This is a genomic window from Bacillus sp. V33-4 (assembly GCF_002860225.1).
Classification (GTDB): domain Bacteria; phylum Bacillota; class Bacilli; order Bacillales; family Cytobacillaceae; genus Bacillus_BJ; species Bacillus_BJ canaveralius.
Genome location: NZ_PGVC01000062.1, coordinates 72,121 through 84,948 on the forward strand (window position 1 = coordinate 72,121; position 12,828 = coordinate 84,948).

The 12,828-nt window shown below is 40.0% G+C and carries 12 protein-coding genes and 1 pseudogene; 11 read left to right on the forward strand and 2 right to left on the reverse strand.

Features of this window, described 5'->3' with window-relative positions; genetic code table 11:
- Positions 1-809 precede the first annotated feature (809 nt).
- The 11 genes from CVD23_RS19420 to CVD23_RS19470 all read left to right on the forward strand — a co-directional run bounded on the left by CVD23_RS19420 (position 810) and on the right by CVD23_RS19470 (position 11,519).
- Positions 810-1,886, forward strand: coding sequence for a DMT family transporter (locus CVD23_RS19420; protein ID WP_101666916.1), 1,077 nt, complete (start codon positions 810-812; stop codon positions 1,884-1,886).
- Positions 1,879-2,181: a hypothetical protein gene (locus tag CVD23_RS19425; protein ID WP_101577664.1), complete on the forward strand. Its 303-nt coding sequence runs from the start codon at positions 1,879-1,881 to the stop codon at positions 2,179-2,181. Before CVD23_RS19420 ends, CVD23_RS19425 begins: the two co-directional genes overlap by 8 nt.
- A gap of 357 nt (positions 2,182-2,538) precedes the next feature.
- Positions 2,539-2,952, forward strand: coding sequence for a cupin domain-containing protein (locus CVD23_RS19430; RefSeq protein WP_101577665.1), 414 nt, complete (start codon positions 2,539-2,541; stop codon positions 2,950-2,952).
- Positions 2,953-3,079: 127 nt separating this feature from the next.
- On the forward strand, positions 3,080-3,493 hold the full coding sequence (locus tag CVD23_RS19435) for a cupin domain-containing protein (RefSeq protein WP_101577666.1): 414 nt from the start codon (positions 3,080-3,082) through the stop codon (positions 3,491-3,493).
- Positions 3,494-3,639: 146 nt separating this feature from the next.
- Positions 3,640-4,860 carry an acyl-CoA dehydrogenase family protein gene (locus CVD23_RS19440; protein WP_101666917.1) on the forward strand — a complete coding sequence of 407 codons (1,221 nt, stop codon included), beginning with the start codon at positions 3,640-3,642 and terminating at the stop codon, positions 4,858-4,860.
- A gap of 565 nt (positions 4,861-5,425) precedes the next feature.
- Positions 5,426-5,728: a hypothetical protein gene (locus CVD23_RS19445; RefSeq protein WP_101577668.1), complete on the forward strand. Its 303-nt coding sequence runs from the start codon at positions 5,426-5,428 to the stop codon at positions 5,726-5,728.
- Between the two features lie 108 nt (positions 5,729-5,836).
- Positions 5,837-7,270 carry a purine-cytosine permease family protein gene (locus CVD23_RS19450; RefSeq protein ID WP_101577669.1) on the forward strand — a complete coding sequence of 478 codons (1,434 nt, stop codon included), beginning with the start codon at positions 5,837-5,839 and terminating at the stop codon, positions 7,268-7,270.
- Positions 7,271-7,404: 134 nt separating this feature from the next.
- Positions 7,405-8,733: a glucose-6-phosphate isomerase gene (locus CVD23_RS19455; RefSeq protein ID WP_101666918.1), complete on the forward strand. Its 1,329-nt coding sequence runs from the start codon at positions 7,405-7,407 to the stop codon at positions 8,731-8,733.
- A 200-nt stretch (positions 8,734-8,933) separates the two neighbouring features.
- The gene (gene gndA, locus CVD23_RS19460) at positions 8,934-10,349 is read left to right on the forward strand and encodes an NADP-dependent phosphogluconate dehydrogenase (protein ID WP_101666919.1); all 1,416 of its coding nucleotides are present in this window, start codon (positions 8,934-8,936) and stop codon (positions 10,347-10,349) included.
- A gap of 370 nt (positions 10,350-10,719) precedes the next feature.
- The gene (locus CVD23_RS19465) at positions 10,720-11,052 is read left to right on the forward strand and encodes a metal-sensitive transcriptional regulator (RefSeq protein WP_101577671.1); all 333 of its coding nucleotides are present in this window, start codon (positions 10,720-10,722) and stop codon (positions 11,050-11,052) included.
- A gap of 284 nt (positions 11,053-11,336) precedes the next feature.
- Positions 11,337-11,519 (forward strand): hypothetical protein, encoded by a 183-nt coding sequence (locus tag CVD23_RS19470; protein ID WP_101666920.1) that lies wholly within the window; start codon positions 11,337-11,339, stop codon positions 11,517-11,519.
- A gap of 517 nt (positions 11,520-12,036) precedes the next feature.
- Here the strand turns inward: CVD23_RS19470 and CVD23_RS19475 are convergent.
- Together CVD23_RS19475 and CVD23_RS19480 are read right to left on the reverse strand one after the other, a co-directional pair.
- A complete protein-coding gene (locus CVD23_RS19475; RefSeq protein WP_101577673.1) occupies positions 12,037-12,162 on the reverse strand; it encodes a GapA-binding peptide SR1P in 126 nt (41 codons plus the stop codon).
- Between the two features lie 422 nt (positions 12,163-12,584).
- Positions 12,585-12,828 (reverse strand): annotated as a pseudogene (locus tag CVD23_RS19480) (6-phospho-3-hexuloisomerase); the annotation flags it as partial.

The following is a 12,828-nucleotide window of genomic DNA, read 5'->3' on the forward strand; positions in this document are numbered from 1 at the left end:
CTCCATCCAATGGCCGGCTTATTTACTTTGTTTTAATGAAGAGAGGTATAGTTCACTTGTCCAACTCAAATCTCGATACCTCAGGAAGAATTGACCTATAATTCCCCCATGCTCAACATACATGTCTGTAATTCTATTCTGGAAGTGAAGATACACTCATGGAATTCTACAACTGACTTTTGGACGTAAAATAATCTTTCAGCAAGATCAATTTATTTCTCCAATCTTATTCTAAATCTACGCAATATCAAATAGCATATGATTTCTACCCTCTATTCCAGTGAAAATCACATGAAAAAAGCATCGGAATTAACAGATTCCAATGCTTTTTATTTTGCGTATTCAAATATTGCCTAAGGCAGCCACAAAACAGGTTCTGTGCCTACATCTTCATCATTACTATAATGACAGAAGCGAGTTGCCTCTTCAAGCAAAGATATAAAGCCATTTTGGTTATAACAAAAATAGCGTGAATTCATATGTGAATTCATGCAAAAAACTTAATGTTATCTACTTTTTTGCACCCCGTGATTTGAAGATACTCCTGTTAGTTTATGAAAATTTGGTTGAATCTCGATAATTGAGAAAATGGGGTAGGCTTTTTTTCTTTTTAATTATAGGATTGTGCTACTCCTGTAAGAGATTAAAAAAGCATTAAGACAAACACCAACCAAAAGGTATTGGAGGGAAGAATATGAGCGAATAAATGTCGGTTAAGGCAAACTTCTATTGTTTCAATTCAATCATTACACAGTAAAGTGGGATGCTGAAATTGTTGTGTGTACCAGAATACAGTTAGGAGGGGTTTTATGAAGTCAGTGGAAGCTGCAAGAAATAAATACAAAGAAAAGACGGTGCGTTGGGGATTTATGTGGGCTTTATGGGCGGCAATATTATGGGGAGCATGGTATGTGCCAGGATCATCAATATGGTATGAGTTTCCCTATGTTTCCATGGCCTTGGATTCAAATATTCAGTACTTGACGGCGGCGGCAGTCATTACGGCTTTAAATGCAGTATCAGTTCTATTATTCATGTTTGTCTGGATTGGTGTACTTGGTAAATGGAAGGATTACGGTCGAACTATTGTACAGTTTAGAAACATTACTAAATGGTACTTCTGGGCTGCCATATTCGGGGGGCCAATGGCGATTTTTGGAAGCTTCTTAGCGATCGGTTATGTTGGTGGCATTTTTGCGGCAGTTGCAGCACTGATGTATCCGATTGTAGGCTCCATATTAGCGTTCAAATGGTACGACGAAAAGATCACACGAAGGGCCATTTTAGGCATTGCAATGATAATGGCTGGCGGGGTAGTCGTATTTGCTCCAGGTATTTTAGAAGAAATTAAAGGCAGTTCAGGGGCTTGGTTAGGATACGTAGGAGGCTTAATGGCTGCTGTGGGATGGGGCGTTGAAGGCGCAATTGCTGGGAGAGCACTGGATGTCACGGATCCTGATGTAGGATTAACTCTCAGATTTACAGGTGAAGTTTTCTGGTGGGTAGCTGTAATTCTGCCAGCTTTTATCTTTTTGGTAGATGCTCCTATTCTGACGATAATTTCACAAACAATGACTCTATTGCCAATAATCTGGTTGCTGCTAGCTGGTATTACTTTTGGTTTTTGCTATGTTTCATGGTATAAATCTTTTCCTTTGATTGGTGTTGGAAGAGGCCAGGCAATCGGGGATTTATACGGTTTATTTTCAATCGTATTCATAAGCATTTTCACTCTTACTATGCCAAAGTGGAATTTTGTGTTAGGAGCTTTGGTTGTCATTATAGGCGGGTTTGTCATGTATACCGAAAAGCGAGATGTCTTGGAGGTTATCCGTTCAGTTCCTTCAGATAATAAAAGTAGTGAGGAGGCCATCGAAAATGCCTAAGATGCATATGAAAGGGAGAATACTGCAAATAGTTCGTGAAAACTCCAATGGCCAAAAAAACGGAATATGGGATTATAACATAGCAGACAAAATTCTGACTGAATATCAATTGGCTGGAGATTATGCAAAGGGCAATGTTCGTGTTACATTAACCGATTTGTTTTCAGGTGCACTAATAGAAACCATTGAAGAAAAAATAGACGAGGGTGAACACTTCGGTGAGGGAAAGATTTTATTTAAGTTTGCACTTACAAGTTTTGGTGAACAGCGGATGCGTGACACAGGAATAATCTAATGACATTAAACCAGGAAAGAAGGTGATCTTTATGCCAGAAATGAGCGAGTTTTGGGGATTCGCTTCTGCACCCTATCTAGCGATAATCGGCATATCTGCACTGTCACTATTGTGCCTTGCCATAGCTAGATCCTATGTAACAAAATTATAACTGTCGGTTCTCAATTCAAAAAATAGGGTCATCCCGATAATTGGGAAAATCAAGTATGTTTTGCTCGTTTTTTATGTGATTATAAAATTGTCCTACAATATCAAGTTTGATTTCTGTACCTTTTAAATCAAGAAACCGGCAGAACACTTCAGAAAATGAAAGCGCTTGAGAAAGATGTAGGAAACTAAAAAATAGGAGTGAAGAAGATGAGCAAGAAGACGGCGACACAGACGCAATACTATTATTTAAGTCAAAAGCCGGGCGTGCAGGTGATTAAAGCCGGCACGTACAAAAAGAAAGAATTAAATGATCTTTTGGGAATTCCAAAACTTAAGAGCCAAATCATTGATGTACCGGTTTCTTCAACAGAAAACGCAATATCTTTGGGATACTTCTCCATGCAGCCATCAGAAGATTTCGAATTCACGTACACATACCTGGAAGTGAAGGTCGTTGTCAATGGGAAAATCATTGTCCGTGACGATCAAGGAAAAAGACATGTAGCCGAAGCGGGCGATGTTTTAATATTTACCCCGGACACGACAGTAATTTTTGATAAAGAGAGCGATGGAGACGCCATCTATACCGGACACAGATTGCCAGAACCTTCGTTTATGTAAAAGGGAATATATTGAACGGCATTAGATTTTATGGAAACAAGCTTGTTTGCGAAGGCGATGGGACACCAATTAGGAAGGATAATTCCTAATCCTTCCTAATTAATACTATTAATTGGGAGTGAAGAAGATGAGTGAACAAACTGTTACAAAAACAGAGTTTAATTATTTACATGTAAAACCAGGGGTGCAATTGATTAAAGCTGGCACGTACAAAAAGAAAGAATTAAATGATTTGTTGGGAGTACCGAAACTTAAAAGCCAGATCATTGATGTCCCCGTGTGTTCAGATGAAAGACCATTACAAATGGGTTACTTCTCCATGCAGCCTGGGGAAGAATTTGAATTCACCTACACATTTTTGGAAATAAAGGTCATCATCAATGGAAAGATTGTTGTACGTGACGATCAAGGAAAAAAGTATACAGCAGAAAAGGGCGATGTTTTCCTTTTCACTCCTACTACAACCGTTGTATTTGACGGTGAGAGTGATGGAGATGCAATCTATACTGGACACAGAGCGCCAGAACCTTCATTTATGTAAGGGAAAATTTAGTTAATCATCAAATTTGTTCATAGCTTCTGTGCTTTGGGGAGAAACAGGGGGACGCTTGAAGTGCTTAGGAAGTGCTTCGCGTTCCCTTCTTATATCTGAACTTATGACTAAAAAACTAATGGAGAGTGATGAATATGACAGTCAATAACATTGTTTTAGAAGAAGGAGTCATGCAGATTCCAAGTTGGTGGAAGGTTCCCCCAGGTTATGAAAAACTTCAAGAAACGGCTCATTTGCTCGGAAAAAATGAGTTACTGCCCCGGGCCTCCACTTCTGATCAGCAGAGCTGTTATCCCCGTGAGAGTTTAAGAAAAATTGCGGAGGCTGGATTTGCTGCAGTGACCATTCCAGCTGATGATGGCGGGCTTGGAGCTGGCTTTACAGGGTTCGCAATTTTATCTCAAAGTTTTGCCCAATATTGTGCTTCTTCAACGATGTGCTGGGTGATGCACACTGCAGCGGTACAAACACTGTATACAGCAGGAACCGATCAACAGCGACAGCGATATATCCCAGGTGTGCTGAAGGGAGAAATCGGTGGATTGGCATTCAGTGAACCGGCAACAGGAAGCCATTTTTGGAACGTAGTCAGTGAAGCTCCGCGGCATGGGGACGGCTATTTGTTGAATGCAGATAAATCATTTGTCACAAGTGCTGGAGAAGCAGATTGGTATGTTGTTGCCACATCTTTTCCGAACAGCGTTGAGTCGGATAAGTTAATGTTTTTACTGGTGAATAATAATCAGGAAGGGGTTGAATCCTTTCCATTTTCAGCCATGGGTCTGCGTGGTAACTCCAGTGGTCCGATGAAATTCAAAGATGTGTTCGTTCCTAAAGAGGACCGCCTTGGTAGTGAGGGTGGTATGAATTATTATAATGATAATACAATCGATCCCCTGTTTTTGTTAGGAACTGCTGCATGCTGGACCGGTATTGCTCAAGGAGCGCTTAACGCTGCGATTGATGGTGCCAAGAAAAAGGTTCACGCAGATACAGGGAAATCTGTTGCAGGATATCAAGTCATACGTCACGAACTGGCCAAGGCTCAAATTTTGGTAGATAGCGCTAGAGCCATGTTGTACCGAACAGCGGAGGGCATGGACAATACCATTCAAAATGGGCGTGCACTATCGGAATGCCTTTATCCACTATGGCAACTAAAAACCCATGCTGCTGATATTGTTATCCAGGTAACCAACCAGGCACTGCAAGTATCCGGCGGCAGAGGCTATCTGACAGGTCAAGTGGAAAAATTCTTGCGCGACGGTCGGGCCGGGGCGATCATGGGTCCTACTAATGAAATCTTGCGTGAGTGGATTGGTAAAACCCTGATTGAAGTTCCTTGGTTTGAATAAAAAGATAAGGAGTTTATATGACCGCGCATATCAGTGTTGATAACTCCATTTTATAAAATCTTGTATATGTAATAGGAAAAAGTCTTTAAATCGAAAAAAATTTTGGAGCAAAGTTCTGGGGCCCCCTTCTACCAAACTTTGCTTTTTCAGTGTTTCTAATGATGAAGCGGGAGGAACCTATACAATTTGCACCTTTTGGACTTGCTCAGCTGCCTGTGTAGACAGAAATAATGTGGTGACGCCTAAAAGAAAGCAGTCTCTGATCAGATCTACGTAATGAGTTTTTCTGGAATTTTCACTTGTCTCGATAATTGGGAAAACCAACTAGGCTTTGTTTACCCGTTTATGCAATTATAGGATTAATCTACAATTTCGAGTAATTGAGATCAAGGGGGAACATGGTAGTTCAGAAGTTTCAATGAAAAGTTCGGTCGCACACATAATGGTTATTGTGAAGGATTCATTCTTTATATATTTACTTCCCAACTGTCCATCGGTATAACGGTGAGGTGTTCAGGATATTCATCGCCTAACTTACAATTAGATGATATGGAGTGTGAAAAATATGAATACTAAAGTGATTGTCTTGGAAAAGAAAGCACAAGATGATGTGTTAGAAATGAGAGAACATGTTGGTGTAATAGAACCAGCAGAGTATGATTCGAGAGTTACAGACGATGTAATTTTAAGAAATACACGTTCAGAAGATTCATTTATCAAGCAATTATATGCTGATTTAAACACGCGCATTGAGGAATTTGAAGGGCAGGAATCGGAGGTTAAAAGAATAACCTTATTGGATTTTTCAGTTCCGTTATTTTTAGTTTTTGCTATCAGTCTTTATTTGATCTACCTGATATGGAATTAAAATGCCAAAAGTAAAACTTATAATCTTTGATTTCTCAGATATCAGCATTGAGGAACTAAGGGAATAACTTTTTTATAAAATTAAAGCGCTTTCTTAAGGAGGGATTTTATGAGTAGTAATGATTCATCTATCTCAAAAGAGGTTGCATTTGGGTTTTTGCCTGCACAAAAAAGTGATAGAGTTTTAGGGTTTTGGAGTCTTTTGCTTATTCAACTAGGAACAGGCTTGTCTTGTTTCAGCCTGCTTACCGGGGGATACACAGGCATAATGTTAGATGCTAAAGATTCCATCGGTGCCATTTTATTTGGAAATGCAATTCCGATGTTATTAATTGCCCCGATTGCCGTTTATTTCGCTAGATATGGGGTGGATACATTTGTCGGGTTTAGAAGTTCTCTGGGCTATCTTGGATCGAATTTCCTCTGGGTGTTGTTTGCCGTAACGACTTTAGGATATACGGCTTTTACGATGTATATGTCTGGTCAAGCAATTGTTGAGATATTAAGAATGTTCCATACAGATAATATATTCACAGTAAACAGTTTCGGGGTTCCTTTTTTTTCAGTTTCGTTGATTCTTCTCTGTCTTTTTATCACTGCAAAAGGTCCTGTCGTCATTAAGTATTTCAACTGGATTGGCGCTCCCGCCATGCTTGTACTTATTTTGGTCCTACTTGGAGTGGTTTTATTTGTACAAGGATTGGATAAGGTCTTTAGTCTACAGCCTGCAGAACCATATGAAACTGTCAGAAGATCATTTTCAACGGCGATCGAGCTAAATGTCGGTCTTGCATTTTCTTGGCTGCCATATTTAGGACAATACAGCCGTCTCGGCAAAACTGAAAAAGGTGCATTTAACGGGGGATTCCTAAGCTATGGCATAGGATTATGCATTGCAGCTGTTTTAGCCGTTTTTATGACTTTGCTCACTGGATCGTTAAATCCAACAGACTGGATGCTGGAAATCGGCGGTACAGCTCTTGCGGTGCTAGGCTTAGGACTTCTAATATTAGGAAATGTGACTGCGGCCATCTTCTTCATGTATTCCCAAGCCATCAGCTTTAAAACGGTATTCCCCAAACAGAAATGGGCGATTGCTATGGGTACCAACATACCTGTAATATTATTAGTCCTTACTCCAGCTTTTTATGATTCTTATAATATTTTTATATTATTCATTTCATTTATCATGTCAGTATTAGGTGGTATTGTTGTTTCAGATTTCTTCTTTGTTAAGAAACAGACCATATCAGTACGTGATCTTTACAACACAAATGGAATATATAAATACTGGCATGGTATTAATCCTTCAGCAGCGTTAAGCATGTTTGTTGGGACCGTTTTCTATTGGTATATGTATAATCCTTGGTTGGATGAGCCAAGTTATCTTTTCTATTATGTTACTGCTGGTATCCCAACATACTTTGTAACGGGAATTTGCTACTATGTTTCTTCAAAGTTTATTTTTATTACAAAAGCCAATAAAGGTGGCCAGCTTAATATCGACACCAATACACCGGGTTTTATGAAAAAGAACCTGTGATTATTTATTGAGCATGTTTTCGCAGGACCTCAAGAAAACAAGTCAATAACTTGCGGACTAGACATTTATTGAAAAAAAGGAACCAACACTGGAACAAATAAATGCACTTACTATAAAGAAGGGAAAATGTCATAATGTCGATCTCTTTTGATTACTCGAATGCCTTGTCATTTATGAAAAAAAGTGAAGTGGACCAGCTGGCCGATTTCGTACATGTGGCCCATAACCGGCTTCATGACAAAAAAGGTCCAGGTTCCGACTTTCTCGGTTGGGTAGATTGGCCGATCCGTTTTGTTGAAGGTGAATTTCTACGTGTCAAACAAGCGGCCGGGAGGATTCGAAGCCACTCGGATGCCTTGATCGTGATTGGCATCGGCGGATCCTATCTAGGCGCAAGGGCGGGCATCGAAGCATTGGCCCATACTTTCCATAACCAGATGGACGGGAGGACACAGGTCTATTTCGCCGGACAAAACATCAGTTCCACCTATGTCTCCCACCTATTGCAGCTGCTGGACGGCAAGGATATCTCCGTGAACATTATCTCCAAGTCCGGGACGACAACGGAGCCAGCGATTGCTTTCCGCATTTTCCGGGAGCTTCTGGAAAAGAAGTATGGGAAAGACGGGGCAAGGGAGCGCATTTTCGCCACCACCGATCAAGCGATGGGTTCCTTAAAGCAGCTTGCCGACAGGGAAGGGTATGAAACCTTTGTGATTCCGGATGACATAGGAGGGCGCTACTCGGTACTGACTTCAGTCGGCCTCTTGCCGATGGCGGCGGCCGGGCTGGATATAGATCAGATAATGGAGGGAGCCAAGGCAGCCTACCATAAATACGACAACCCGGATGTGCTGTCAAATGAGTGCTATCAGTATGCGGCCGTACGAAATGTCCTATATGGAAAAGGGAAAACAGTGGAATTGCTTGTGAATTATGAACCATCCCTACACTATGTATCCGAATGGTGGAAGCAGTTGTTTGGCGAAAGCGAGGGGAAGGACCAAAAAGGCCTCTTTCCTGCATCATTGGACTTCACGACGGATTTGCATTCGATGGGGCAATATGTACAGGAAGGGCAGCGCAACCTGTTGGAAACCGTGCTTCAGGTTACCAAACCAAAAGTGGAAATGACGATTGGGGGAGATCCGGAAAATATTGACGGGTTAAATTTCCTGGTCGGTAAGACGATGGACGAAGTAAACAAAAGTGCCTTCCAGGGAACCATATTGGCCCATGTGGAGGGAGGCGTGCCCAATACGGTTGTGACACTGGATGAAATGAATGAATATACCTTTGGCGAGCTGGTCTACTTTTTTGAAAAGGCCTGCGCCGTTAGCGCATACCTCATGGGTGTAAACCCGTTTGACCAGCCGGGGGTCGAGGCTTACAAGAAGAATATGTTTGCCATACTCGGCAAGCCCGGATTTGAAAAAGGGAAAAAGGAACTTGAGCAGATTTAACGATTAGTTTATTAAAGCGTTTCCTTGAACAAAGCATTGTCAGCAATGGAGGGAATACATTTTTTGAGGACGAGTTGATCGTAAACAATCGTACGTACTGTTGGTGAAATGCCCATTTGTTTAAAGTATTCGCAATAGGCGACAATGGACGAGTAATAAAGTTTAGGGAGTATAATTGACATCTCGAAGGGGCGGGTTATATGACAAAACAACAAATCGGTGTAATCGGTTTAGCAGTTATGGGAAAGAACCTTGCATTGAATATTGAAAGTCGTGGTTATTCTGTTTCTGTGTACAACCGTTCCTCCGACAAAACGGATGAGTTCTTAACAAAAGAAGGAGAAGGAAGAAGGATTGTTGGCACATATAGCATCGAAGATTTTGTTAACTCATTGGAAAGACCTCGCAAGATTTTGTTAATGGTGAAAGCAGGGGCACCAACAGATTCAACGATTGATTTGTTGAAACCTTATCTTGATAGAGGGGATATTTTAATCGATGGTGGAAATACATTTTTCGACGACACAATTAGGCGTAATAAAGAATTAATTGCCACAGGCATTCATTTTATTGGCACGGGTGTTTCAGGTGGGGAAGAAGGGGCATTGACAGGCCCTTCAATTATGCCGGGTGGCGAGGAAGAAGCGTACACGATGGTAAAGCCAATTCTAGAGGCGATCTCAGCAAAAGTGGACGGAGAACCTTGTTGTATATACATCGGTCCTAATGGTGCCGGACATTATGTGAAAATGGTGCACAACGGAATCGAGTACGGGGATATGCAGTTGATTTCGGAAGCTTATTTTATAATGAAGCATACACTTTGCCTAAGTGCATACGAACTTCATGAAGTGTTTGCAGAATGGAACAAAGGTGAATTAGACAGTTATTTGATAGAAATTACAGCAGATATCTTCTCGAAGGTGGATGAAGCAACTGGAAAACCACTAGTTGACTTGATTTTAGACACAGCAGGACAAAAGGGGACAGGTAAGTGGACAAGTAAAAGTGCATTGGACTTAGCAGTTCCTCTTCCTATTATTACAGAATCGGTATTTGCCCGTTATATTTCTGCGATGAAAGAAGAGAGAGTCAAGGCAAGTAAAATCTTAAGGGGGCCGCACGACAGAGCCTTCGAAGGTAACAAAGAAGAATTGATTGAAGCAGTTCGCAGAGCTTTGTACATGAGTAAAATATGTTCATACGCCCAAGGTTTTGCGCAAATGCGGGCTGCATCTGAAGAATACAACTGGGACCTTCGCTACGGAGATATTGCGATGATTTTTCGTGGTGGCTGTATTATTCGTGCGCAATTCTTACAAAAAATAAAAGACGCCTATGACCGTGTACCTAACTTACAAAACTTATTGATCGACTCATATTTTAAAGAAATCATAGAAAGCTATCAATATGCATTGCGCCATGTAATCATTGTGGCAATTGAGCGAGGAATTCCAGTACCGGCATTCTCGAGCGCATTAGCCTACTATGATAGCTATCGCGCAGAAAAGTTACCGGCAAACCTGCTGCAAGCACAACGCGATTACTTCGGTGCTCACACATACCAGCGCATTGATCAGCAAGGCATTTTTCATACCGAATGGTGTGGAAAGTAATTTTAAAGTATCCCAACACTCTGTATAATGCACAGTGTTGGGATAGTATGGAATGTAATTGATCATGTCTTTGAAGAATATAGGTTGTTCTTGTTCGCATTATTCATATTTTTGTATAAACATCTTATAAAGTTTAATATAGATGTTAACAGCGCAAAAAATGCTGTCGACTTTTGATATTACCTCCCCTATAGTGATCGGAACCCAAAACTTCCCGTTTATGTCATTGTGCTCTTCACATTCCTTAATTCTATCCATGATCAATTGATCTCGTTTTGTAATGGTATTAAGACAGATTAAACTATTTGTTAATTCGATGTTTCCAAATTATTGAAGGTTATTGTATTATAAGAAAAAGGGGGAGGATTTTATGAAGGTTGATCTTTATTGTTCACAAGAGGAATTACAAAGTGAAAGTTCCGACCGGAAAAGTCATCATTCAATACACGTAAAAAAGAATTTAGTGACGAGACTGAACCGTATTGAAGGTCAAATTCGCGGAATTAAGGGTCTAATTGAAAAAGATACGTATTGTGATGACATCATTACCCAAATATCAGCAGCTCAATCAGCCTTGAATGGGGTTTCGAAACTGCTATTGGAAGGTCATCTAAAGGGCTGTGTTTTAGACAGGATACAAGATGGTGACCTGGAAGTTTTAAATGAAGTTCTCTTAACGATCGAAAGAGTTATGAAGAAATAATAGGATGCAGATCCACCGTTTATGAATTGAAATTTTGGTTTCATCTATGAGCATTCGGACTCAGATACATTTAACGTCGCATTTTAAACCTGATTTGTCGTTATAAAAAGTTCACTTCTATATACTGTTTTTTTATTTAATATATAGTTTTGAAACATATCTTATAGATTTACGGAACTCTGAAATGAAAGCCCTTTCATTAACTTAAAATACTTTATCATCATCGACAAAAGTAGGAATTGACTTCTATTTGTCGAAATAAAAGAGACCGGAGGAGTGTAATAATGACAAATCAAGGAGAATTAAATAAAGATGTTGCAGAAATTATAAAGGAGCTTATTGATTCCAGAGTTACAGCGTCCAGTATTATTGCTATTGTCAATTTACTGATTGATAAAGGAATTATTAATTCAGAAGAGTATCAAACTGAGTTCAGAAATATATTAAAGGGCATGGATAATGAGTAGCAATATAAGGTATTAATATATGAGGTCCATAAAATTGTAAAATAACATGAGATTGCCTTATGAATAACTGACAACCCAAGAAAAGGTTTAATAATAACGAATTGAAAGAGATCAGCCCAGGTTTAGCCACTTCAACAATAAGTACAGGAGGCTATATATAATTTGTCACTAAAATACCAATACTTTTTGTAACTTTACACCTGGCACTTGGCTATGGATGGGTGCAATGCCTTAGTGCGTCTTAAAATGGTTTAAGGAAACAGCATCGATTCCTCAATTTTAAACCAGTCTGTGAAAGTGCTAAAACCGTACCATCCGGGATTGGAGGACTGATATTCTTACCGTATCTGACAGGGAAGAGAACCTCTCATTTGAATCCAAGGGCAAAAGCTATTTTTTGGCCGATTTACAATAACGACGAAATATTGGGGAATTTAACCGAATTAATTGGTGTGCAAAAACCCGACTTCATATCGACATCGGGTTTCTTTGCAAGAAAATTCCACCGTGCATGTATTTAATGATCATGTTCATCGGTCATATCTTCCGAACAACGTACACATTCTGAATATTGCACAATTACTTTTTCATCCTCAAAATGTTCAATTATGGAATCACAGTGTCGACATACAATAGTCCCCATTTTCTCAATCTCCTTCTAATTGCCAATTTGATACTGAGTTCATCAAATCAAACTCAATATTACAATTACATTCTCCACTTGTATGGGATTTTATAAACACAATTCCTTTTTAGGTTTTGTTCTGCCTCACTCATATGACAATATTGTGAAAAACAACAAGTGAAAGAATAATGACAGAGGAAATAGGTTATAAACAGTTGTACATTTATTCACACTGCATTTGAAGGTGCATGATTCTGTGAAAAATTACTGCCCTGCATTGATTATATAAGCGTTTTGAAATGTATCTGAATCCTTAGTAACGAAACTGGCTTATTCAGGTTAACAATAAGATCTATCAAAAGAAGCCAAGCATGTATTGCAAAGCTTAGCTTCTTTTTTTACAGGACATTATCAGCACATCTGTTGACTTGGCTTTTTTTCTACTCCAGATTGGCATGTCTTCCGTACATGACCCCGGATTCCAATCCCTTCTTATCCATCAGCCTCAGTACGATGGCATCGTAGAATACTAGGAGGCTTTGTTCGAACAATGAGCCCATCGGCTGTATCGTATTATAATCACTGTCTGCTCCCGCCTTGGGCTTGGCCGGGAGTTTGATAGTAAAGTCGCTCAATCTGCCAATCGTTGACTCAGGGGCAATCGTCGCCAGGGCCGTGGCTGCC

What these genes read in the sequence shown, in the direction of transcription:
- CVD23_RS19425 (WP_101577664.1), top strand. Translation starts at nt 1,879, where the DNA reads ATGCCTAAGATGCATATGAAAGGGAGAATACTGCAAATAGTTCGTGAA.
- gndA (WP_101666919.1), top strand. Translation starts at nt 8,934, where the DNA reads ATGACAAAACAACAAATCGGTGTAATCGGTTTAGCAGTTATGGGAAAG.
- CVD23_RS19470 (WP_101666920.1), top strand. Translation starts at nt 11,337, where the DNA reads ATGACAAATCAAGGAGAATTAAATAAAGATGTTGCAGAAATTATAAAG.
- CVD23_RS19440 (WP_101666917.1), top strand. Translation starts at nt 3,640, where the DNA reads ATGACAGTCAATAACATTGTTTTAGAAGAAGGAGTCATGCAGATTCCA.
- CVD23_RS19455 (WP_101666918.1), top strand. Translation starts at nt 7,405, where the DNA reads ATGTCGATCTCTTTTGATTACTCGAATGCCTTGTCATTTATGAAAAAA.
- CVD23_RS19450 (WP_101577669.1), top strand. Translation starts at nt 5,837, where the DNA reads ATGAGTAGTAATGATTCATCTATCTCAAAAGAGGTTGCATTTGGGTTT.
- CVD23_RS19445 (WP_101577668.1), top strand. Translation starts at nt 5,426, where the DNA reads ATGAATACTAAAGTGATTGTCTTGGAAAAGAAAGCACAAGATGATGTG.
- CVD23_RS19465 (WP_101577671.1), top strand. Translation starts at nt 10,720, where the DNA reads ATGAAGGTTGATCTTTATTGTTCACAAGAGGAATTACAAAGTGAAAGT.
- CVD23_RS19475 (WP_101577673.1), bottom strand. Translation starts at nt 12,162, where the DNA reads ATGGGGACTATTGTATGTCGACACTGTGATTCCATAATTGAACATTTT.
- CVD23_RS19420 (WP_101666916.1), top strand. Translation starts at nt 810, where the DNA reads ATGAAGTCAGTGGAAGCTGCAAGAAATAAATACAAAGAAAAGACGGTG.
- CVD23_RS19430 (WP_101577665.1), top strand. Translation starts at nt 2,539, where the DNA reads ATGAGCAAGAAGACGGCGACACAGACGCAATACTATTATTTAAGTCAA.
- CVD23_RS19435 (WP_101577666.1), top strand. Translation starts at nt 3,080, where the DNA reads ATGAGTGAACAAACTGTTACAAAAACAGAGTTTAATTATTTACATGTA.